This is a genomic window from Halomonas sp. AOP27-A1-41 (genome assembly GCF_052378605.1).
GTDB lineage: Bacteria > Pseudomonadota > Gammaproteobacteria > Pseudomonadales > Halomonadaceae > Vreelandella > Vreelandella citrativorans.
In genome coordinates this window covers 1-21076 of sequence record NZ_JBQSXT010000023.1, presented here as the reverse complement: position 1 = coordinate 21076, position 21076 = coordinate 1, and the positions used below count along the sequence as shown (strand labels likewise).

The following is a 21076-nucleotide window of genomic DNA, read 5'->3' as shown; positions in this document are numbered from 1 at the left end:
GTGTACGGCAATCCGGCTAAACGATTAGCCTACCGCGCCTTCCAATGTCACGTTCAAGAGCGCTTCAGCCTCTACCGCGAACTCCATCGGTAGCTCCTGGAAAACATCTTTACAGAAACCGTTAACAATCATACTGACCGCATCTTCCTCGGAAATACCCCGGCTCCGGCAGTAGAACAGCTGATCTTCACCAATTTTAGAGGTGGTGGCTTCATGCTCAATCGTTGCCGTGCTGTTACCGATTTCCTGATACGGGAAGGTGTGAGCGCCACACTTGTCGCCAATCAGCAGCGAATCACACTGCGTGAAGTTACGCGCGCCCTTGGCACGCGGGCCAATTTTCACCAGGCCGCGATAGGACTGGTCGCTCTTACCTGCCGAAATACCTTTGGCCACGATATAGGAGCGCGTGCCTTCACCAATATGAATCATCTTGGTGCCGGTATCGGCCTGCTGACGCCCGTTAGTAACGGCAACGGAGTAGAACTCGCCAATGCTGTCTTTACCGCGCAGCACGCAGGAAGGATATTTCCAGGTAATGGCCGAGCCGGTTTCGACTTGGGTCCAGCTAATACGTGAACGTGCGCCACGGCAGTCGCCACGTTTAGTCACGAAGTTATAGATGCCGCCCTTACCGTTCTCATCACCGGGGTACCAGTTCTGAACGGTAGAGTATTTGATGTACGCATCATCTAATGCGACAAGCTCAACAACGGCCGCGTGCAGCTGGTTCTCATCGCGCATCGGCGCGGTGCAACCTTCCAGATAAGAGACCTGAGCACGGTTTTCGCAAATGATCAGCGTACGCTCAAACTGACCGGTATTGGCCGCATTGATACGGAAGTACGTCGATAGCTCCATCGGGCAGGTAACGCCTTCAGGAACAAATACGAACGAGCCGTCGGTAAACACGGCTGAGTTAAGCGCGGCAAAGTAGTTATCGGCCACCGGCACGACGGTACCCAAATACTGCTTGATCAGCTCGGGATAATCGCGGATTGCCTCAGAAATGGAGCAGAAGATAACACCGGCTTCAGCCAGTTCCTTTTTAAAGGTCGTCGTTACGGATACTGAATCGAATACCGCATCAACTGCAACGCCGGCAAGCGCCGCCCGCTCGTGTAGTGGAATACCCAGTTTTTCGTAGGTTTCCAGCAGCTTGGGATCTACTTCGTCGAGGCTTTGCGGGCCATCTTCGGGGCGCTTGGGCGCACTGAAGTAGGAAATCGCCTGGTAGTCGATAGGCGGATAATCAAGATGCGCCCAGGAAGGCTCTTTCATGACCAACCACTGGCGGTAAGCGTCAAGACGCCACTCAAGCATCCACTCCGGCTCACCCTTCTTCTTGGAGATAAACGCGATGGTATTTTCGTCTAGACCGGGTGGAAGCGTGTCGCTTTCAATATCGGTTACAAAGCCATCTTTGTATTCGCGACGAACCAACTGTTCCATTTCTTCGGTTGCCATGGTGTTACCCTCTGGGCAGTTGGTGGCGAGCACCGCTCGCCGTCAATTATAAATAAATGCGTATCAACGCTTATCGGAATTTGCGTATGTTCAGAACCCTGTATATCCAGAGCTATGCAGATACCGCCGATAGATTGATACTTTGAATTGGTAATTGTACGGGTAGCTTGAGAGGCGATGATGCCGCCAAATGGGCTAACGTTACGCTTTCAAGCAGGGTACTAATCGCGAGCGATACACGCTGCCAATTGTCGGCCACACCACACGTTGCGACCAACTCGCACTCTCCTTGGGCATGGCTACACTCGGTCATCGCGACAGGGCCTTCAATCGCCGCAATAATATCCGCTGCGGTAATTTGTGACGCGGGCCTGGCAAGCCGGTAACCGCCTTGCGCCCCTCGCTGTGACGCTAAAAGCCCCGCTCGGACCAACATCTTAAGCGTTTTGCTTACCGTTGGGTGCGGTAGCTGTACGTCTTCCGCCAAGTCTGCAGCCGTATGCGATGCCTCTGGGTGACGCGCAATTTGTGCCATCACAACAGCGGCGTAATCTGTCAGCCGAGAAAGCTTGAGCATAGCGACTCCCGTTAGCCAGCAAATCATCAGGCTGGCTTGCGTGTTAATTGGGTACCATTTTAGTCCTGTATAAAATCGATGTGAAGCCCTATTGCCCAATCCTTGGCAAATTGCGTCAAGTTCTGGCACGTTCGCCGCCGTTACCATCAAAAACAACAATCATTATCATTTGAGAATTTTATTGGCTATCCCACAAAAAAGCCTATCCACCAGGGATAGGCTTGTTATGGCTCAGCACCTGATTAACTGAGCATCAAGCTTTTTTAACGAATTCAGATTTAAGCTTCATGGGGCCAATGCCATCAACTTTACAGTCGATATCATGATCACCTTCAACAATACGAATACTCTTAACCTTCGTGCCGACCTTAACAACCAACGAGCTGCCTTTGACCTTTAAGTCTTTAATGACGGTCACACTATCGCCGTCAAAAAGGGGATTGCCGTTCGCATCGCGTACGCTGGGAATATCGTCAGAGGCATCGGCATCCGCCGTTTTCGACCACTCATTACCACATTCCGGGCAGACGTACTGCAAGCCGTCATCGTAAGTGAACGTTGAGGCGCAGGCAGGACAATTAGGTAATTCGTTCATCAATGGCTCCATCACAAAAACCAGCAAAGCGATGGAGCCTACACCGGTTAGGCAAAATGCTCCAGTCCAAGAGGGCATTAGCCCCGCTGGTAGGTGCCTACAAGCCGGTCAATCCCCAATACGTGCGGCTCTACCTTCTCAAATAGCGCCGCGACACTTAGACCTTTTGGCAGATCCATTGACTGATCCAAAGCAAGCACTAAAAAGTAGTAAAGGTGCTTACCATGCCCTTCTGGGGGCATAGGACCGCCGTAGCCCTGCTTGTCGAAGTCGTTATTGCCACAAGTGCCCAGCTGAGTGTTTTCATCCTGCCCGGCAATATCGCCGGGCAGGTTATAAAGGGTCCAGTGAACAAACCCGTAGCGGCCATCTTTTAACAGCGGCGCATCGGGGTCGTGGCAAATAACCGCAAACCCTTTTGTACCTTCAGGTACGTTATGCCACTCAAGAGGAGGCGATAGATCATCGCCTTCCCCGGTATAGCGGGCAGGAATCGCCTGATGCTGCTCAAAAGCGGTGCTGGTGACTTCCATTGATGACAGAGCAAATGCCATAAGTTTCTCCCTGGTTAGCCAATCACTATGTCTACAGAGTGGTAGTAAATATCCAAGGCATCAACGTTAATTCAGATAACCCGCGTTGCGTTGCCACCACTGCTGCGCAATTACCACATTTTCTGCGTTGCTCTCGGGGCTTAGCACGGAGGATAGCTGCACATAATTCCCACCGGTTTTAGACGTTAACAGCGGATCTTGTGTTGCCAGTTGAAGCGCGTAAAGCACCAGCATTTGTTCGTACTCATCCTGGGTATTCAAGCGCGCATACAAAAGTGGCACTGCGGGTAAGCCAATATCACCTAACCGCTCAGCGGCAATATAAAAGGTCCGGCGGTTGTCCTGGTCGCCGTAATAGGAAACGAAGCGGCGATCAGAAAGCCTGCTCACATAGTAAGCGGCCTCTTCTTCAGGGCTCATGTACAGCGGCGGCACCCAGTCAGTCGCCGATACACTGCTGGAACTTGCAACGGGTGCTGCCTGAACAGGCTCATCATTCGTTTGAGATGTGGTCGATGTCGTCCTGTGTTGCTTGCCTGCACACCCTGCCAATAGCACACTCCCAAGTAGCAGGACACATAACATGTTTTGCTTTATTTTCATGTTTCCTATGGGCTCCCCATGCAAATTACCACCATCATTTTTAAGACCAGCGACCCTGCTGCTTTAAGCGTCGTTTTACCCAGCCATCATAGAGCTTCCTTAACCGTGGTTTAATCACCGGCAGACCGATCAACCACGCAACCGGGTGTAAAAAGACAACCCGAGTCATTAACAGGCGATAGGCATCAATGCCTTCTACTATATCCCCATCAGCCCGCTCAACATGCAGCGACTTTAACGCAGTGTCAGGTTCTATACCCTTCTCTTGCAGTGTATGCCGGTGCTCACTGACATCACACCAACGAATATCGCTTGCCCCCTCGCCTGCCCAATGCTCATAACGCTGCCTGTCTTTGCGGCAGCGGGGACAAACCGCATCGTAATAGACCTTAATTGTGTTGTCAGTGGGCATATAATACTCGGAGCGGACATTGAGGGGGTAAGTGTGGCACGTCGGTGGCACGACGCAATGCTAGTGATCCATCAGAGTAAGCGCGGCGTCTTTATGCATCGCAACATGATCGGTTTTGTCGCTTTTGATTTCATACTGCGGCTCCTCCTCATTGGCATAACGGTGATGACCTTTGTAGGTCGTATCCTGCGTATGTACGCGAGTGATATGCCCGCTTACATAGCCAGCCTCTGAGTTCCATTTTACGTGATCGCCCACCTTGAAGCGCTTAGCCATTCTTCACTCCTATTGTTTTCCACCTCTATCATTCTCCCCCCTATCATTCCCCATCCCTATCAGAATTTGGTTCACTTAACCTTAAGTGTAGATGTACTCACTCATAGCGCTAAGTATTCACCTGTGACGACACATAAGAGCCAGGTTGCTACCCTAGCATCCGGTAAACGCGCCACTTTAAAGAATGGCTGTTTGCCTTTGCGTGTCCTTACTTCATTAGACAAGAGGCTGCCATGGCGGAATGCAAAAAACTGCTGATCATTGCACATGCACCTTCCGAGAACACACAAAAGATGCTGGAGGCTGTGGTGCACGGCGCGTCCCACCCTGACGTAGAAAAGGTGGTGGTAACATCGCTCACCCCGCTTGAAACACAACCGGACGATATTCTTTCAGCCGATGCGATTATTCTCGGCACCACTGAAAACCTGGGCTATATGGCAGGGTTAGTGAAGGACGTATTTGATCGATGCTACTACGCCTGCCTTGATAAAACCGAAGGTTTACCGTTCGCGTTTTATATTCGGGCAGGCCACGATGGCACCGGCACTCAGCGTGGCATTGAGAGCATTACCACCGGGCTGCGCTGGCGACTCATACAAGAGCCACTTATTTGCCGAGGCGACTTTCAGGCAGGTTTTATCGAGCAATGCGAGGAGCTGGGGCTATCCGTGGCTGCCAGCCTGGAGGCTGGGATTATTTAAGGCGAAAAAAAACGACACCTTGATAGGTGCCGTTTATCAGTGCATAAGGCTGGTTACTTCAAGCGCTCAAATACCGTCGCAACCCCTTGCCCCATACCAATACACATGGTGGCCAGGCCCAACGTGGTGTCGCGCTGTTGCATAACGTTAAGCAGCGTGGTGCTGATGCGTGAACCGGAACAACCTAGTGGGTGGCCCAAGGCAATCGCACCGCCGTTTAAGTTAACCTTTTCGTCCATGGCCTCCAAAAAGCCCAGGTCTTTTAATACCGGCAAGCTTTGCGCTGCAAAGGCTTCGTTAAGCTCGACAGTCTGGATATCATCCGACGAAAGGCCTGCGGCTTTCAGCGCCTTTTTAGAAGCCGGCACCGGGCCATAGCCCATAATCGATGCATCACAACCTGCTACACCGGTAGAAAGCACTTTAGCGATAGGCTCAAGCCCCAACGCTTGGGCGCGCTCGTAGCTCATGATCGCCATGGCGGAAGCACCCACGGAAAGCGCGGACGACGTGCCTGCCGAGACGGTGCCGCTACGCGGATCAAACACCGGCTTAAGCTGGGCCATGGACTCAAAGCTTGCATCAGAGCGGATCACTTCATCGCTCTTGAACAGCACTTTAAAGCCGCGCTGGTCATGGCCTTCAACACCGACAATCTCGTTATCGAAGTAGCCTTTCTCCATTGCTGCCTGAGCACGCTGGTGCGAACGCACGCCAAACCGGTCCTGGTCTTCCCGCGTAATACCGTGCATCTTACCTAGTAGCTCGGCGGTCAGCCCCATCATCATGGAGGCTTTAGCGGCGTATTTACTAATCGCAGGGTTTACATCAACCCCATGCGCCATGGGCACATGTTCCATGTGCTCTACACCACCAATGATGTAGAAATCGCCCATGCCCGCTTTGATATTCGCCGCCGCAATATGCAGCGCAGTCATGGAGGAGCCACACAGACGGTTAACGGTTTGCGCCGGTACCGAGCGTGGAATGCCGGTCATGATCGCCGCATTGCGAGCAATGTTCATGGCTTGTTCAAGGGTCTGGTTAACGCAGCCCCAAATCACATCATCTACTTCAGAAGGGTCTAGATTGGGATTACGGGTAAACAACGCCTGCATGACAGCAGCGGACAGGTTTTCCGCACGAACGTTACGAAATGCGCCATGCTTGGCTTTTGCCATGGCGGTACGTACACCGTCGACCACCACGATATCTCTGGGATTCAAACTCATCTTATTTCTCCTGTTCGCGGTGACTTAGGCCTGACCGGGGGCGGGATAAAACTGCTCATTGTTCTTCGCCATTTGGCGCAGCTTTTCAGTCGGCGCGTACAGCGGGCCGAGCTCTTCAGCCAATCCTTCCGCCAGTTTGACGAACTCCGCCACGCCCATGGCGTCGATATAGCGCAGCGCGCCACCGCGGAAAGGCGGGAAACCAATACCGTAAATCAGCGCCATATCCGCTTCGGCAGGCGTATCAACAATATTGTCTTCCAGACAACGAACCGTCTCCATGCAGAGCGGCACCATCATGCGGGCAATAATATCCTCGTCGGAGAACTCTTTTTTGTCGCTAACCACTTCCTCGATTAACGCGTAGGCCTGCTCATCCGTTACTTTTTTGGGCTTGCCTTTTTTATCCTCTTCATAGGCATAAAAACCCTTGGCGTTTTTCTGGCCCAGGCGCTCGTTTTCGTACATCACCTGGATTGCCGTTTTGCCTTCACGCGCCATGCGGTCCGGGAAGCCTTCCGCCATGACGTCATTAGCGTGAACCGCCGTATCCATACCGACCACATCCAGCAGGTAAGCAGGCCCCATCGGCCAGCCAAACTTCTCCATGACCTTATCAACACGCTGGAAGTCGGCACCCTGCTCGACCAGGAAGCTGAAGCCGCCGAAATAGGGGAACAGCACACGGTTTACTAAAAAGCCGGGGCAGTCATTCACCACAATGGGCGTTTTCCCCATGGCGCGAGCGTAAGCCACCGTCGCCGCAACTGCTGCGTCAGAGGTTGTTTCACCGCGAATAACTTCAACCAGCGGCATGCGATGCACAGGGTTAAAAAAGTGCATGCCACAGAAATTTTCAGGGCGCTTCAGGTTCTGAGCCAAGCGGTTAATCGAAATGGTCGATGTGTTGGAGGTCAGGACCGTATTCTCTCCTACCATCTCTTCGACTTCGCTGAGCACCGCACCTTTTACCTTGGGATTTTCAACAACCGCTTCAACCACCAAATCAACATTGCCGAAGTCGCCGTAGGAGAGCGTGGGGCGAATATTGGTCAGCTTTTCCGCCATTTGCTCATTGGTGAGTTTTTTACGCTCAACCTGCTTGGCGAATAGTTTACGGGACTCTTTCAGGCCCAGTTCAATGGCTTCATCCTTGATGTCTTTCATCAAGATAGGCGTGCCTTTAGAGGCGCTTTGGTAAGCAATACCACCGCCCATTATACCGGCGCCCAACACGGCCGTTTGCTTAACAGGCTGCGCCTGCTTTTCATACTTGCTGGCTTTCTTTTTGACGACCTGATCGTTCATAAACAGACCGACCAGGTTAAATGCCACGCTGCTTAGCGCAAGCTTGGCAAAGGCTTTCGCCTCAATGGCCTGGGCGCGACTGTGCTCTTCACCCGCACCTTTTTGAATAACCTTGATAGCTTCAATAGGCGCTGGATAGTGAGGGCCCGCTTTGCCGGCGACATACCCTTTGGCCGTCTCAAACGCCATCATTTGTTCGATAGCATTGAGCTTTAAGGGGCCTTTTTTCTCTGCGCGACGCGCCTGGTAATCAAGCTCGCCAGCGTTAGCGCGGTCAAGTATGTCTAGCGCCGCCTCCTCTAGCTGCTCGGGCGTGACCACGGCATCGACAGCGCCGACTTTTAGCGCCGCATCGGCGCGGTTTTCAGTGCCACCGGCAATCCATTCAATCGCATTGTCAGCGCCAATCAAGCGTGGCAAGCGTACACAACCACCCCAGCCCGGCAAAATGCCCAGTTTGGTTTCGGGAAGTCCAATTTTAGCTTTTTCGCTCATCACGCGAAAATCAGTGGTGAGCAGCACTTCGCACCCGCCACCCAAGGCAAGGCCATTAATGGCGGCAACGGTTGGAAAAGGGAGATCTTCAATCGCATTAAATATCTCGTGCACCTTGAGGTTCATCTCCTCAAGGTACGCTTCACCTTTAGTGAACAGGCTGTGAAACTCGGTGATATCCGCCCCGACAATGAATGCGTCTTTGCCGCTGCCAATCATCAAGCCCTGCAAGTCATCTACCGCCTGAAGAGCGCTAACAGCCTCTCCCAGTTCGGTAACAACAGCGCTGGAAAGCTTATTAACGGACTCATCTTTTAAATCAAAAATAAGCCGCGCGATGTGATGGCCACTCAGGGTGTCACGACGCTCCACCGTGATGGCATTGCCTTGATAGATCATCCGTGCTCTCTCCACAGGTTTGAACTGGCGCTCCTGTCAGCAGACTCTTGCAGCAAGTTTTAGCGACAAGTCCCTGGCTGGTTCGTCAGCATTTCATACGGTCGTTTGATAGCGTTAGCTTGGTTGAGTTATCCAACAACGTCAAGCCCTGACTTTTGGCTAATCCCTGCCAGGAAGTACACTTTCTCATCACCTAAATATTCCGTTATTAAGGACACATTAAGACGATTACCTGCTGGGCATCGACTTTTTTCAGAAACCCATGGATCATGATTTTTTTCACTATGGGTCATATATTCATGGGCGCCCTGTTAACACCGACGCGCATAAAAGCCATTCAGCACTTTACCGAGCGCTTAGTGGAGCGCATTAAACCCTGGAGCTGGCTATGGCCGCCCATGGCATTTTCAGCGGGAGTAGGCAGTTTTTTTCTGGTCGACCGTCAGCAGTGGCTAGGTGCGGCGCTAGCGCTGGGGCTGTTATTTACCTGGACGCTGCTGCTTTCTGAAAGTTTAATTGGCCGCTGGCTGGCCAAGCGTGGCCACCCTACCCTGCACCGTGGCGCCACTACGTTTATTGCCCAAATGATTCACCAGGAGACGCTGTTTTTTACCCTTCCGTTCATTTTAATTACGACGGTATGGAATAGCGGACAAACGCTATTTGCTCTCCTGGTCATTGGCATGGCGCTGTTATCAATTATCGACCCGCTTTATTACAAGGTAGCTGGCCGCTGGCGCAGTCTCTATTTTATTTTCCATGCGCTGTGCGTTTTTTTGGTGATGCTGGTAACGCTACCGATCATGCTCCATCTCACGACCGGACAAAGCCTTTTGTTAGCGATGTCTTTGATGGTACTGGTAGCGCTTCCCAGCTTTTGGCATTTACTCAAGCAGCGCTCGTTAAAACGCTGGTGCCTATTTCTAGGGCTAACGCTTGCACTTGCGTATGCTGCCTGGATAGGCCGTATTTGGGTGCCGCCCGCAAGCCTTTGGTTGACCAGCAGTGCGCTCTCCCCTTCGCTTGATATTCAGCAGCGAGAACCGCAGGGTTCCATTGCGCTGACGCCAGATGCTATTCGTGAAAACGGCCTTTATGTGTATACCGCGATCCGTGCCCCACGAGGATTAAGCGAAACTATTTACCACGCCTGGCGTCACAACGGTGAACCGTTAGATACCGTCCGGCTGGACATTAGTGGTGGGCGTGAACAGGGTTATCGGGCATGGAGTCATAAGCTTAACTTTCCTGCTGACCCATCAGGTGACTGGCGAATAGATATCATGACTGATAGTGGTCAACGCGTGGGGCTGATTCGTTTTACGGTATCGGAAGACTTACAAAAGGCCTCTAAAGCCGATAGCGCTATTCGCGCCAGCGGTTTAAGCAGACTTGATTTGCGTCGTTTTGTGCCAGGAAGCAGTGAACGCTCTGACACGCCGACAAGCGACTAAGTCCGCCTATGGCTTGCAATCCAAGCCATAGCTAATGACAATCTATCCTCCCACTTTTTGGTAGCGAGTTGCCCATGGCTTCATCGATTGGTTTTCGTCTTGCACGCCTGCCGCATTTGTGGCGCTCAATTTTGGATCGTAGGCTCGCTCCTTTGGGGCTTACCCAAACGCGCTGGGTCACGCTTTATCATATCTGGCGCTTGGGTGAGGGACATCCCCAGTGCGACCTGGCGCGAGTGATTGGTGTTGAGGCCCCTTCACTTGTTCGTACACTGGGTCAACTTGAGGAGCAGGGTCTGGTTGAGCGACGCGCTTGTGATAGTGACCGGCGCAGCAAGCGTATTTACCTTACGCCAGCAGCAATGCCGCTTTTAGAAAAAATTGATGCGGTGGCTACCCAAGTCCGTGAAGAGTTCTTTGTCGGGCTTGGTGAGCGTGAGCTTGAACAGCTCAATGAATGGCTGTCAATAATTGAATCAAACGGGCTAGCCATTCAAGCGCGCGAGCAAGACCCCCCTACTGCTTAGATGCTCACCTAGCGGTGATGCGCACCGTCTCGATTATCCAACGGCTTGCCTAGCGGCTGGTCCGACAAACCGCTTAGCGCGCCCTTTAATTGCTTTACGTCTGCAAGATAAGTGGAGAAACGCTCGGCGGTTTGCGACTCCCACCACCAAAGCGTTAGCGCATAAGGCGTCGATTCAATCACTAGTGCATCCTGAGGCAACCGCTCCAAGAGTGCTTTTAACGGCGCACTGGCACTTTCAGGTAAATCGCGCAACGGTGCAATACGCCAACGCCAGCCAGCATAATAGGGCTCTAGTGCGGCACTGGCATTGCTGTCCCGTAGCAGCACAAAGTCCGGGCCTGGCGCATCCTGAGGATAGTGCCAACGATAAGCGGGCATGGTGCCCCTAAAATGGTGCAGCGGGGGTTTTTCCATTTTAACACTGACCCCTTGTTGCTTAGCACCGTTACGCAACGCCATTTGCCTTACCTGACGCGGGCTTGGCTTGAGCCACATGACCGGCGCCATCACAAATAACAATACAAAAATGATAATTAACCATACCATAACTGCTTCCACCCTATTTCAGTCGTACGCTGTTAACACGTTTAAAAAACCATGACGCAGATCGTTGTTAAGATTGTCCATGCAGCTTAAAGTAAAGGTTATCTAACAAAGTTTGCTTCTTTGTTAATTATCGCCAAGGAGATAAGCCATGAGCTATCACCATATTCTGGTTGCCGTTGACCTAACAAAAGATTCTCACAAGGTACTAGAGCGCGCGATCGTTATCGCTGAGCGCAACAATGGTGCCAAAATCTCCATTATGCATACCCTTGAGCCTTTGGGTTTCGCCTATGGAGGTGATATCCCGATGGACCTTACCAGCATTCAAGACCAATTGGATGATCATGCCAAGCAGCGCCTGGCTGAAATTGCGACCCCTCATATCGACAAGGCCGACCAGCACGTAGTGGTGGGCATGCCCGACACGGAAATTCATCGCTTCGCGGATGAACATAACGTTGATTTGATTGTGGTTGGCTCCCACGGAAGACACGGCTTTGCCCTGCTACTGGGTTCAACGTCAACAGGCGTGCTGCACGGCGCGCAGTGTGATGTGCTCGCCGTACGGGTTGGCAAAAAGGGCGAGAGCAGCGACGAATAAATATACGCGCTTATTCTCGGCGCCTGACTTGCATATCGAACGCTTCTGTTCAAAAAGCTACTATCCCCAAAGGCACCGACCAGGCGCCTTTGGGAACATACACTTGAGTTTCCGCTATGCGCCGTTGGCCATGGCTTCAAGCTCCATCCAGCGTTCCATGGCGGCTTCAAGCGCCTGCTGAGCATGCTCTAGCTCTTGTAGTTTCGCTGTTACCGCGCTGGCCTCCTGCTGATAAAACGCGGGATCGCCTACCACTTGCTCCAGCGCTTCGACATTGGCTTCAAGCCGCTCGATGTCGGCAGGCAATGCATCCAGTTCGCGCTGAAACTTATAGGAGAGCTTGACGGTTTTTTTAGCGGGTTCTTCAGGTGCCTTCTCAGGTGCTTTTTCTACCGCCGCGCTGGTGGGCTCGGTTTGTTGACGCGCCGCGCCTTCCCAAGGGGCAGGCGGTAGCTTACCGCCCTGACGTATCCAGTCGGTGTAACCGCCCACGTATTCACGGACAACGCCTTCGCCTTCAAAAGCCAGCATGCTGGTCACCACGTTGTCCATAAAGGTTCGGTCGTGGGAAACCAGTAACAGCGTACCGTCAAAGTCCAGCAACAGCTCTTCAAGCAGCTCCAGGGTTTCCATATCCAGGTCGTTGGTCGGCTCATCAAGCACCAACACATTGGCAGGCTGGGTAAACAGCTTGGCCAAGAGCAGACGATTAGACTCCCCGCCCGACAGTGCTTTTACAGGCTGACGCACGCGGTCAGGCGTAAACAGGAAATCCTGCAGGTAGCTCATGACATGGCGATCCTTGCCACCGACGCTGACTCGGTCACTGCCTTGAGCCACGTTGTCATAAACCGTTTTTTCCAGTTCAAGTCCTGCGCGCAGCTGGTCAAAATAGGCCACTTTAAGGTTCGTGCCTAGCTGTACACTGCCTTCGGTCGGTGCTAGCTCACCCAACAGAATTTTAAGTAGTGTTGTTTTGCCCGCGCCATTGCGCCCGAGAAAACCGATACGGTCGCCGCGCACGACTTCCAGGTTCACATTACGCAGAATAACGTCGTTACCAAAGCGCTGAGTCACCCCTTTAAGCTCGACTACCCGCTTACCGGTACGTTCACCACTATCAACGGTCAGGTTAGCAGTGCCTTGGCGTTCACGGCGCTGGCTGCGCTCGTCGCGCATGGCTTCAAGAGCACGTACCCGCCCCTCATTACGGGTACGGCGCGCTTTAACCCCTTGGCGTATCCAGGTCTCTTCCTGCGCCAGCTTTTTGTCGAACTCGGCATTTTCCCGCGCCTCAACTTCAAGCTCGTGCTGCTTGCGCGCCTGAAACTCTTCGTATTTGCCCGGGTAGCGGCCCAGCTTGCCACGATCAAGCTCAAGAATATTAGTCGCCAGCCTGGAAAGAAACGCCCGGTCATGGGTAATCAACAGCACCGCACCATTAAAAGCCAGAAGCTGCTCTTCAAGCCATGCAATGGTGTCCAGGTCCAAATGGTTGGTCGGTTCATCAAGCAGAAGTAAATCAGGCTCAGACACCAGCGCTCGCGCTAACGCGACCCGGCGACGCCAGCCGCCTGAAAGAGAACTCATCTCAGTTTCAGGAGGAAGTCCCAGCCGCGTTAGCACAACATCAATACGCTGATGGAACGACCAGCCATCAATCGCTTCGATGCGGGTTTGCAACGTCGCCATGCGATTCATGTCCGGGTCGGGATCGTTGATCAAGTGCTGATATTCAGACAGCAGCTCGCCCGCTTCAGGCAGACCCTGTGCGACCATGTCGAAAATAGTCATGCCCGATGACTCAGGTAACTCCTGAGCCAACACTCCAATTTTCAAGCCAGGCGCTCGCCAAACCGAGCCGTCATCAGCCTGAATATCACCCGCCACTAATTTTAAAAGCGTAGATTTACCGGTGCCGTTGCGCCCGACCAGCGCCAGCCGCTCGCCTTTTTCGACCGTAAGGTCAGCGCGGTTCAACAGTACTTGGGTGCCGTAGGCAAGTTGCAGCTGTTCGAGTCGTAACAAGGTCACGCAGTATCCTCCATCGTCGTGAGGCGCACAGTGTAACGCATGGACAGCAGTAGAGGGGAAGCTTCGCGCATTAGTCGATACGTGTGCTTAGCGTTACAATACTGGTTTGCTATTTTCGACGAAGGAGTAACGCTTGGCTTCATCGGCAGTCGATAACGTTTTACCTGAAGCGCTTCAATTTCGCCCTACGTCTCCGTTGGTCGATATTGGCGCTAATTTGACGCACGAAAGCTTTGATCGTGATCTTGATGACGTCATCGCGCGGGCTCATGCTGCTCATGTTAATACAATGATTGTCACGGGCACGGACCTGGCGCACGCCGAGCAGGCGATAGCCCTTTCCGGGCAATATCCCGGCCTTTTCGCAACGGCGGGCATTCACCCGCATGATGCCAGTTGCTGGAATGCAGACCTAGCCAACAAGATGAAAGCCTTGCACGCACATCCGAAGGTAGTCGCCGTTGGCGAATGCGGGCTGGATTTCAATCGCAATTTTTCGACGCCTGCCGAGCAAGAGCATGCGTTTGAAGCGCAGTTGGCACTAGCTGCTGAAAGCGGCCTGCCGCTTTTTCTACATGAGCGCGATGCAGGCGTACGAATGCGTGAAATATTGGCCGCTTGGCGCGATGATATCAGCGACGCGGTTGTGCACTGCTTTACCGCTGACCGCGATACGCTGCACGGCTATCTGGACCTGGATATACATATTGGCCTGACCGGCTGGATTTGCGATGAGCGTCGCGGCCATCACTTGCGCCCGCTGGTTAACGATATTCCGCTGGAGCGCTTGATGGTGGAGACCGACTGCCCTTACCTGCTGCCCCGCAATCTACCCGCTAAACTCAAAGGGCGCCGCCATGAGCCAGCGCTTCTGCCGTGGATCGTAAAAGAAATTGCCCAGTGGCGCGGCATCAGCGAAGCTGAACTAGGTAGCGCCACGACGCAAACTGCACAGCGCTTTTTCCGCCTGCCTACAGAATCTTGAAAGGAGTACGAGCGTGGCCGATTACCCAGGATTTATTGCCATTGAAACGGGCGAAGAAGATGGCCTCCCCCTTGCCATAGCCTGGTCATTGCCCGATGGACGCGTTAAGGAAACCTTGATCCAACCAGACGATAGCTGGATCAAGGAAGATACCAATGCCATGGGCGCTTACAGCATCGAGGAACTTGAGAGCCTGGGCGTTAGCCCCCTTGAGGTGATTCGCGAGCTGGAAAACGATTACTTCTCCGCCACTCTCTATACCAGCGACAATGGTGAGGATGAGGCGGCGCTGGCGCGTCTATTTGATACGTATGGGTTGGACCCTTTTGTAGAACTGGCGCCGGCATCGGTGCTCTACCCGTCTATCACACCGGGTGAATGGCACCGCCAGCGACGTGAGACATTCAGCGAGCTGGGCCTGGAGCCCATGCGCCCCGAACATGAGCTTGAGGTCATGCTGTCCTTGCACCAGCGCTTAACCGAAACGGATTAAGCATTAGCAGCCACAGGCGCTTGACCCAAGACCGCTTGGCCTTGGGTAATCGCAGCGGCTAGTGGCTCTTTGCGCTGATAAAACGACGTCAACGCCACATAAAGGGCGTTGGCGCGCGTGGGCAGGCCTTCTTGTAAATAGCGCTGCTTTCGGGCGTTTACCTTCTCCGCAAATGCGTCACGATCGACGTCAACATCGCCCCCCAGGTTGTCCACGCTGACATGAAAGATGCGTCCACACGCGTCAGCAAACAGTGACTCCAACGCCTGAGGGGCAATTTCGGCTTGCTCAAAAGCGCTCTGCTCCTGGGCATTACGCCCATCGGGCAAATACCAGTAGCCATAGTCTTCCAACTGACGGCGCTTGGCACCAGCAATACACCAGTGGCTAATTTCATGCAGGGCGCTGGCATAAAACCCACGGGCAAAGATAATCTGATGATAAGGCGCTTCCTTGCTTGCCGGTCGATAAAGCGGCTCATCTTCACCCCGCACTAATCGGGTTTGATAGCGCGGCATAAAAATGCCGTCAAAGAGTGCCGTAATATCCTCAAGTAACCATTTGTTATCTGTGTGAACCACAATATCCTCGTTATTTAAGGCCTTTTTGCCTAGTATAACGGCCCTCGTTAGGTAGGCTGAAGTCTAAACGGCAAAAACCAGCGACTCCTGCTAATCTAGCGGCGTTTTATAGATTACTTTACTAACGGAGAGCCTTTCCTTGGCCCGCTTTGCTGACGATATCAAAACCACCTATTGGCCAGAAACCCGTGCCTTAATTTTATTGGCGCTGCCTATTTGTGGCGCGCAGCTTGCCCAGGCAGGCATGGGGGTAGTCGATGTCATGATGACGGGACGCTTTAACGCTACGTCGCTGGCAGCGGTCTCAGTAGGTACCAGTTTATGGGCGCCCTTGATGCTCTTTATGACGGGCACGCTCATGGGGCTTACCCCTATTGTCGCTTATCACCTCGGCGGACAGCGAAGCAATGCCATTCGCCCTGCGGTTCATCAAGGATTATGGGTGGCCTTGGTTCTAGGCATTATCGCCGCGATTCTGCTTAGAACCAGCGTCATGCCCATTTTCGAATTAATGGATGTACCGGCTCAAGTCGCTCAAGAATCAGCTGCTTATCTTTCAGCGGTGGCGTTCGGTATGCCCGGTATTGCCCTCTTTCAAGCATTACGCGCGTTTTCGGATGGCATGAACCATACGCGGCCATCATTGTGGATCAGTGTCATCGGTTTGCTCGTGAATATTCCGGCCAACTACCTGCTGATCTACGGCGGCGACGGGCTGGTCAATTTGTTGGGTAGCGGCGTTCCCGATATTCTGCAACAAATTCCGGCCATGGGTGCCTTTGGCTGTGGGATCGCGACGGCTATCTCCATGTGGACCATGATGTTAATCATGCTGCTGTACACTCGCCGAGGGCGTGCTTACCAAAACGTGTCGCTATGGCACCGTTTTACGCCTCCACAGCTGGCGGGTATTAAAGAGCTGATTTTTGTAGGCATGCCGATTGGCGTGGCTATTTTTGTTGAGGTGACCCTGTTCACCTTGATCGCCCTGTTTGTTGCCAGCCTGGGCGAGATAACCGTAGGTGCTCACCAAATCGCGCTCAGCTTTACCTCTATTCTGTTTATGCTGCCGCTTTCATTGAGCATGGCATTAACGGTACGCGTGGGTAATACCCTCGGCCAACATCGCCTGACACTGGCTCGCCAGGTTGCATGGAATGGTGTGGTGGTGAGCATACTGATTGCGGCGTTTAATAGCCTCTTTTTGTGGCTAACTGCCAAGCCGGTGATTGCCTTGTATACCTCGAACCCTGAGATACAGGCGCTGACCCTTACCCTCATTGCCCTTGCGGTCATCTTCCAGCTCTCTGATTCGCTTCAGGTGAACCTGGCAGGCGCGCTACGAGGGTATAAGGACACCCGCATCGTCATGGTCATTACAGTGCTGTCCTACTGGCTTGTAGGCCTTGGAGGCGGTTACTGGTTAGGTGTGCATGGTGCAAGCGGTTTAACCGAGCCTTTAGGTGTTCATGGGTACTGGATAGGCTTGATTGCAGGGCTTAGCACCGCCGCACTGTTGTTGGCCTGGCGTTTAAAATGGATTAGCCGACAGGGGTGAAAAGTGACAAACCTGTGGCTTCTCTTCGTTATGTTCACGGCAATGTCGGTTTTGACAGGTTGCAGCGATCATGAGGCAGAGCAGCCATGGGTCGCCTATCATCATCAGTTGGCCGAAGACCTGTCCTCGCCTCCGCTCGAGCGCACAGAAGTATCCAACATAGGGGCATTTCCAGAACGCCAAGAAAGGCTGATTGAGGTATCTGAAACCCGCGATGGCATACTCAATATTTACGCGTTGCGCGAGTGTCACATCACATCGCTGATTGCAGCCCGCAACAATCAGCTTGGCCGGGTTGCGCCGCCCAGCCAGCACTGGCTTTACGAGCGTGAGTTATGGCAACGCTTGGCGGCATGCCAGGAAAGCGATGTCCCAGACCGGTTAAGCGAGCGCGATAAAGAGCGCCTTGAACAGCTTACTGCTCTGAAAACAGCACAACTACCCGCTGTTAGCTGGAATGCTATTTTCGATTCTGATGAGTGGGTAAAAAGCTTCTCTCGGGCAAGCCAACCGCTAGCGATGAGTGATTTTCCAGCGATTGCGCAGCAGCTTGCCGCTGTCGATTATTTGCAACAAATGGTAGATAGCCAGTTTAGCCAAGCATGGCAGCAAGACTCCTCTCAGCTTGAAAACCACCTCAAGCACCTTCAAGAACGCCCCTTAACCGCCGAGATACTCCGCACACTGCTACTTTCCGAACAACGTTTGCAAGACGCCAGCGAGCACTTAAGCCAGCATGATCCTCACCATGAAGCGTGTTTAACAGCGTGGGACACTGAAGCACTGAACCTCCTTGAAGCTAACGCGCAACAGTGGCTACTCGCTATCAACAAGCTGATAAACAGCCAAAGCGTTGCCTTGCCAGAAGCGGTACGTGTTTACCAAACGCAATGGCTCTCACTTGATAACGCACAAGCGCCTTGGCAGCAGTATCAGCAGGCCAAAACGCACCACTTATCGCTTAGAGAAATGCACTCAGTCTGTTTAAGCGATTAAATATTCGCCTCCCTCTTAACCTTATGGGCAACCTGTGCTATTGGTGAAGGATGCGGTAAGCATTTCTTGCTTACCAATGTCGTGGCCACGCAGCATTAGGAGGGACATCATGGGCGTATCCCAGTCACCCCGCTCTGCCCAGGTCATCGACCTGGATACCGTGCGCCTGCGTCAGCAGGCGCAAAAAAGTTTGGTTCGTTTAGCGCCCGAGTTAGACGGGTTGGAAATGGTATACCAGCTCGCTGCGAGCCCCGATTCCTATTTTGGCATGCCCATTCTGGCCTGGGGCTTAAGAGCCGATGGCCATGTTGTTGGGTTGGTGCCCTGGATGGAAACACTAACCGCCTGCCAAGAGGTGGATAGCCAGGAAAACGGCTATTTTGTTGGCTATCGCGATCCAGAAACAGAAGAGATCTTTGAGTCACCGCCCGATCACAAATATTACGAGCTAACGGCTGCCGCTGACTATTTTGAGTATGAAGCGTCGGGAGACGTTACGCTCATCCAGCAAATTCCCGATACCCTGGGCACTCATGCGTTGTGCATGAATCACCCCAATGCACCGTGGCATATGAAACCCGTTTACGGATGGCGCTTGTACAGCGATGGCTCTATTGATGCCTTACTTGCTGATGAAGAAAAGGCCACAATGACACCCATTCTGTTGGGTGATAAGTGCCTCTACAGTGCACGCTCCTGTCACCCGAGCGTTTATTACTTTCAGCGCCATATCGCTAACCGTATTCTTGAGGAAGATCCCGCTACTCTTGAGACATTAGCCATGATGGTCGTGCCAGGCGATTAACGTACGAGGCGGTACACCTGTTTAATTATGCGCACCGTGCGAGGCTATTCACCATTAGTCGATTTTTGCCGCGCACGGCTGCACATCTTTACGCTAAGCGTATAAAGTAAACGTAGCTTTCTGCTGATTCACTGCGGTCGACAAGCTCATGACCCAAAAATTGACAAAATTTAGGTACATCACGCGTGGTAGCAGGGTCCGTTGCCACAACTTTAAGCACTTGACCTGAACTCATATCACGCACTTTGTTGTGCATCAGCATGATAGGCTCAGGACAATAAAGCCCTGTGGTGTCCAGAACAGTGTCGTAGTGGGGTGAGGCATCAGTCGTGTCAGCCATTCATATCCTCGGTTTAGGAACTAGATAGCATGATTAAAGTTATCATCGAACGGCGTATTATGCCTGGCCTTGAAGATGAGTATGAACAGGCCGCACGCGAAGTCATGCGTGTTTCGCTCGGTGTCAGAGGCTTTGTCAGCGGTGAAACGCTGGCACAACAAGGCCATACGGATCGACGCTTGATGATTACCAAATGGCGCGATTTACGCGCCTGGAAAGAATGGCACGCCAGCGATGCGCGTGCCACTGCGATGCAACGTATTTTACCGCTATTAACAGAAGACGAGACGATCCGCATCTATGAAGCGGGCTATTAACACCTTAGTGGGTTAGCCTTACGTGCACAGTCACTTCTTCCCGGTCGTGATAAAGGTGCCTGCAGTTTATGTGGGCACCAACACCCGCGTTTTTAAGCGCTTCTTCCAATGTTTCCAAACAGCGCGTTACTTCATCCCAACGTTTCTTCATAGGTAGTTTGAGGTTAAAAATAGCCTCTCTACACCATTTACGCGTTAGCCAACGCTCGACCATCGCCAGCACCCGTACGGGCTTATCTACGATGTCACATACCAGCCAATCCAAACGCTGAGGCGGCTCCCAGGTAAAGCCATCTTCTTTAAGGTGGTCAATTTGCCCAGAGGCCATTAGCTGCTTATCCATTGGCCCATTATCAATGGCATAAACGTACATGCCCCGCTGCACCAACTGCCATGTCCATCCACCGGGCGCGGCTCCTAGATCTGCTGCCTGCATATGCGCACTCAAGCGCTCCTCCCACTCTTCGCGTGGGATAAACTCATGCCATGCTTCTTCCAGTTTAAGCGTAGAGCGGCTTGGTGCACGCGAAGGGAAGCGCAACCGACGAATACCGTTAAGCAGCTCGCTACGATTACCGGGAAAACTTATGCCTAGCTGGGCGCGATCACCATCGGTCCAAAAAATATGTAACCGACGCCCACCTGCCTTGCCGCGTAGCGCACCGCGTTTTTTCAACATGCTTTGCAACGGCTTGGTAAGGGCTTTGATCAGGCCAACCAGCGCCTTACCATCATTAGTATCGGGCGTTTCATGCCAGATTTCTTCAAAACTCCAGCCGCTAGCTTTAACCTGCTCTAAAATAGCGGTTAATCGATCATCTCGTGACAAGGTGAGTGCTGGTAAGGCCGCCAGGCTTTGACGAGCGAAAATAAGTCTTTTAAAAGCCGCCCGCCGGTGCAAGTCATTAACGGGTTCATCGTCTGTTCGCGTTAGGCTGACCCACCCTTCCCCATAAGCAGGTTCACAGGGTACCCCTTGGTGCTTTGCATGGTGCTGCATTTCTGACAACGCATCATGTTCAAAACCAGGGCGGCAGTAAACTAACCACGATGTCGGTACCGTTTTACTCACCACTTCACCTCAAATTGCGTCTATCACCCAAAGTGACAGCCGGTTGATATAGTCGCTGGGGACGCATCATACCATTAACACGTGTGCTTTATTTTCTTCCACGCATACAAAAAACCCAGCCGATTGGCTGGGTTCTTCGTTAA

24 protein-coding genes are annotated in these 21076 nt (G+C 52.7%); 10 read left to right on the top strand and 14 right to left on the bottom strand.

From position 1 onward, the window contains the following. Window positions 1-24 precede the first annotated feature (24 nt). The 7 genes from sufB to ACT3TC_RS13990 form a co-directional block, all read right to left on the bottom strand. Window positions 25-1467 (bottom strand): Fe-S cluster assembly protein SufB, encoded by a 1443-nt coding sequence (gene sufB, locus ACT3TC_RS14020; RefSeq protein ID WP_444640425.1) that lies wholly within the window; start codon window positions 1465-1467, stop codon window positions 25-27. 112 nt (window positions 1468-1579) lie between these two features. Further along, on the bottom strand, window positions 1580-2044 hold the full coding sequence (locus ACT3TC_RS14015; protein WP_441679217.1) for an SUF system Fe-S cluster assembly regulator: 465 nt from the start codon (window positions 2042-2044) through the stop codon (window positions 1580-1582). 253 nt (window positions 2045-2297) lie between these two features. After that, window positions 2298-2639 (bottom strand): zinc ribbon domain-containing protein YjdM, encoded by a 342-nt coding sequence (locus tag ACT3TC_RS14010; RefSeq protein ID WP_444622489.1) that lies wholly within the window; start codon window positions 2637-2639, stop codon window positions 2298-2300. Window positions 2640-2716: 77 nt separating this feature from the next. Further along, window positions 2717-3193, bottom strand: coding sequence for a YbhB/YbcL family Raf kinase inhibitor-like protein (locus ACT3TC_RS14005; protein WP_444640424.1), 477 nt, complete (start codon window positions 3191-3193; stop codon window positions 2717-2719). Window positions 3194-3259: 66 nt separating this feature from the next. Further along, a complete protein-coding gene (locus tag ACT3TC_RS14000) occupies window positions 3260-3796 on the bottom strand; it encodes a hypothetical protein (RefSeq protein WP_444640423.1) in 537 nt (178 codons plus the stop codon). A 40-nt stretch (window positions 3797-3836) separates the two neighbouring features. Continuing rightward, window positions 3837-4208 carry a thiol-disulfide oxidoreductase DCC family protein gene (locus tag ACT3TC_RS13995; protein WP_444640422.1) on the bottom strand — a complete coding sequence of 124 codons (372 nt, stop codon included), beginning with the start codon at window positions 4206-4208 and terminating at the stop codon, window positions 3837-3839. A 60-nt stretch (window positions 4209-4268) separates the two neighbouring features. Next, a complete protein-coding gene (locus tag ACT3TC_RS13990) occupies window positions 4269-4484 on the bottom strand; it encodes a DUF2945 domain-containing protein (protein WP_444640421.1) in 216 nt (71 codons plus the stop codon). Window positions 4485-4717: 233 nt separating this feature from the next. Between ACT3TC_RS13990 and ACT3TC_RS13985 the strand changes: the two genes are divergently transcribed. After that, window positions 4718-5188, top strand: coding sequence for a flavodoxin family protein (locus ACT3TC_RS13985; RefSeq protein ID WP_172118330.1), 471 nt, complete (start codon window positions 4718-4720; stop codon window positions 5186-5188). Window positions 5189-5241: 53 nt separating this feature from the next. Here the strand turns inward: ACT3TC_RS13985 and fadA are convergent, their stop codons facing one another. After that, on the bottom strand, window positions 5242-6420 hold the full coding sequence (fadA, locus tag ACT3TC_RS13980) for an acetyl-CoA C-acyltransferase FadA (RefSeq protein WP_444631272.1): 1179 nt from the start codon (window positions 6418-6420) through the stop codon (window positions 5242-5244). Window positions 6421-6444: 24 nt separating this feature from the next. Beyond that, window positions 6445-8622, bottom strand: coding sequence for a fatty acid oxidation complex subunit alpha FadB (fadB, locus tag ACT3TC_RS13975; protein ID WP_444640420.1), 2178 nt, complete (start codon window positions 8620-8622; stop codon window positions 6445-6447). 299 nt (window positions 8623-8921) lie between these two features. Here fadB and ACT3TC_RS13970 point away from each other — a divergent pair, with 299 nt between their 5' ends. After that, complete coding sequence (locus ACT3TC_RS13970; protein WP_172118355.1) at window positions 8922-10076, top strand: DUF5924 family protein; 1155 nt, start codon at window positions 8922-8924, stop codon at window positions 10074-10076. A 74-nt stretch (window positions 10077-10150) separates the two neighbouring features. Then, entirely contained in the window at window positions 10151-10603 is a 453-nt protein-coding gene (slyA, locus tag ACT3TC_RS13965; protein ID WP_172118333.1) for a transcriptional regulator SlyA, read from the top strand. Window positions 10604-10611: 8 nt separating this feature from the next. Here the strand turns inward: slyA and ACT3TC_RS13960 are convergent, their stop codons facing one another. Continuing rightward, complete coding sequence (locus tag ACT3TC_RS13960) at window positions 10612-11151, bottom strand: preprotein translocase subunit YajC (RefSeq protein ID WP_172118334.1); 540 nt, start codon at window positions 11149-11151, stop codon at window positions 10612-10614. A gap of 148 nt (window positions 11152-11299) precedes the next feature. Here ACT3TC_RS13960 and ACT3TC_RS13955 point away from each other — a divergent pair, with 148 nt between their 5' ends. Next, on the top strand, window positions 11300-11752 hold the full coding sequence (locus tag ACT3TC_RS13955; protein ID WP_172118335.1) for a universal stress protein: 453 nt from the start codon (window positions 11300-11302) through the stop codon (window positions 11750-11752). 114 nt (window positions 11753-11866) lie between these two features. Here ACT3TC_RS13955 and ACT3TC_RS13950 read toward each other — a convergent pair whose 3' ends face one another. After that, window positions 11867-13786 carry an ATP-binding cassette domain-containing protein gene (locus ACT3TC_RS13950; protein WP_444640419.1) on the bottom strand — a complete coding sequence of 640 codons (1920 nt, stop codon included), beginning with the start codon at window positions 13784-13786 and terminating at the stop codon, window positions 11867-11869. 133 nt (window positions 13787-13919) lie between these two features. On the opposite strand from ACT3TC_RS13950, the gene ACT3TC_RS13945 reads away from it, so the two are divergent. Together ACT3TC_RS13945 and ACT3TC_RS13940 are read left to right on the top strand one after the other, a co-directional pair. Continuing rightward, window positions 13920-14771 carry a TatD family hydrolase gene (locus ACT3TC_RS13945; RefSeq protein ID WP_444631270.1) on the top strand — a complete coding sequence of 284 codons (852 nt, stop codon included), beginning with the start codon at window positions 13920-13922 and terminating at the stop codon, window positions 14769-14771. 13 nt (window positions 14772-14784) lie between these two features. Further along, window positions 14785-15264 (top strand): hypothetical protein, encoded by a 480-nt coding sequence (locus ACT3TC_RS13940; protein ID WP_172118338.1) that lies wholly within the window; start codon window positions 14785-14787, stop codon window positions 15262-15264. Here the strand turns inward: ACT3TC_RS13940 and ACT3TC_RS13935 are convergent. Then, window positions 15261-15845 (bottom strand): elongation factor P hydroxylase, encoded by a 585-nt coding sequence (locus ACT3TC_RS13935; protein ID WP_444628848.1) that lies wholly within the window; start codon window positions 15843-15845, stop codon window positions 15261-15263. The genes ACT3TC_RS13940 and ACT3TC_RS13935 overlap by 4 nt on opposite strands. Before the next feature lie 139 nt (window positions 15846-15984). Here ACT3TC_RS13935 and ACT3TC_RS13930 point away from each other — a divergent pair, with 139 nt between their 5' ends. From ACT3TC_RS13930 to ACT3TC_RS13920, 3 genes are all read left to right on the top strand, one after another. Then, window positions 15985-17403, top strand: coding sequence for an MATE family efflux transporter (locus ACT3TC_RS13930; RefSeq protein WP_444631269.1), 1419 nt, complete (start codon window positions 15985-15987; stop codon window positions 17401-17403). A 42-nt stretch (window positions 17404-17445) separates the two neighbouring features. Then, the gene (locus ACT3TC_RS13925; RefSeq protein WP_444640418.1) at window positions 17446-18399 is read left to right on the top strand and encodes a DUF3080 family protein; all 954 of its coding nucleotides are present in this window, start codon (window positions 17446-17448) and stop codon (window positions 18397-18399) included. Window positions 18400-18508: 109 nt separating this feature from the next. Then, window positions 18509-19204, top strand: coding sequence for a hypothetical protein (locus ACT3TC_RS13920; RefSeq protein ID WP_193056956.1), 696 nt, complete (start codon window positions 18509-18511; stop codon window positions 19202-19204). 88 nt (window positions 19205-19292) lie between these two features. Here the strand turns inward: ACT3TC_RS13920 and tusA are convergent, their stop codons facing one another. Next, window positions 19293-19544: a sulfurtransferase TusA gene (gene tusA / locus ACT3TC_RS13915; RefSeq protein WP_087111670.1), complete on the bottom strand. Its 252-nt coding sequence runs from the start codon at window positions 19542-19544 to the stop codon at window positions 19293-19295. A gap of 29 nt (window positions 19545-19573) precedes the next feature. Between tusA and ACT3TC_RS13910 the strand changes: the two genes are divergently transcribed. Beyond that, window positions 19574-19861, top strand: coding sequence for an antibiotic biosynthesis monooxygenase family protein (locus ACT3TC_RS13910; protein WP_087111672.1), 288 nt, complete (start codon window positions 19574-19576; stop codon window positions 19859-19861). Between the two features lie 4 nt (window positions 19862-19865). Here the strand turns inward: ACT3TC_RS13910 and rlmM are convergent, their stop codons facing one another. Continuing rightward, window positions 19866-20936, bottom strand: coding sequence for a 23S rRNA (cytidine(2498)-2'-O)-methyltransferase RlmM (gene rlmM / locus ACT3TC_RS13905; protein ID WP_444640417.1), 1071 nt, complete (start codon window positions 20934-20936; stop codon window positions 19866-19868). Window positions 20937-21076 lie beyond the last annotated feature (140 nt).